Source organism: Neisseria sp. HMSC31F04, from assembly GCF_001807735.1.
Taxonomy (GTDB): domain Bacteria; phylum Pseudomonadota; class Gammaproteobacteria; order Burkholderiales; family Neisseriaceae; genus Neisseria; species Neisseria elongata.
Genome location: NZ_KV790807.1, coordinates 627 through 1,149, shown reverse-complemented (window position 1 = coordinate 1,149; position 523 = coordinate 627). Strand labels below are relative to the sequence as shown.

Below are 523 nucleotides of genomic sequence, written 5' to 3'. Positions count from 1 at the left end.
AATCGCCAAACAGCTTAACCGCCACAAAAGCAGAAAAAGCCCAACGGCAAAGCCGGACTATCAAACAGCGTAAGCGAAAACCCTATAAGCTCGATTCGCAGCTGATTCAACACATCGGCACCCTTATCCGCCGCAAACTCAGTCCCGAACAAGTGTACGCCTACTTGCATAAACACCACGGGATAACACTCCATCACAGCACCATTTACCGCTACCTCCGCCAAGACAAAAGCAACGGCGGCACCTTGTGGCAACACCTCAGAATATGCAGCAAACCCTACCGCAAACGCTACGGCAGCACATGGACCAGGGGCAAAGTGCCCAACCGCGTCGGCATAGATCAGAAAAGCGCATTACTGACCTTGGTCGAACGCGTTACCCGCTACACCATCATCTGCAAATTGGACAGCCTCAAAGCCAAAGACACTGCCCTAGCGGCCATTAGGGTATTAAAGGCACATAAAGCCAGAGTGCACACCATCACCATGGACAACGGCAAAGAGTTCTACCAACACACCAAAAT

Annotated in this window: 1 pseudogene; it reads left to right on the top strand. The window is 51.4% G+C overall.

The features are described from left to right. Positions 1-523: pseudogene (locus HMPREF3107_RS12145) on the top strand (helix-turn-helix domain-containing protein); the annotation flags it as partial.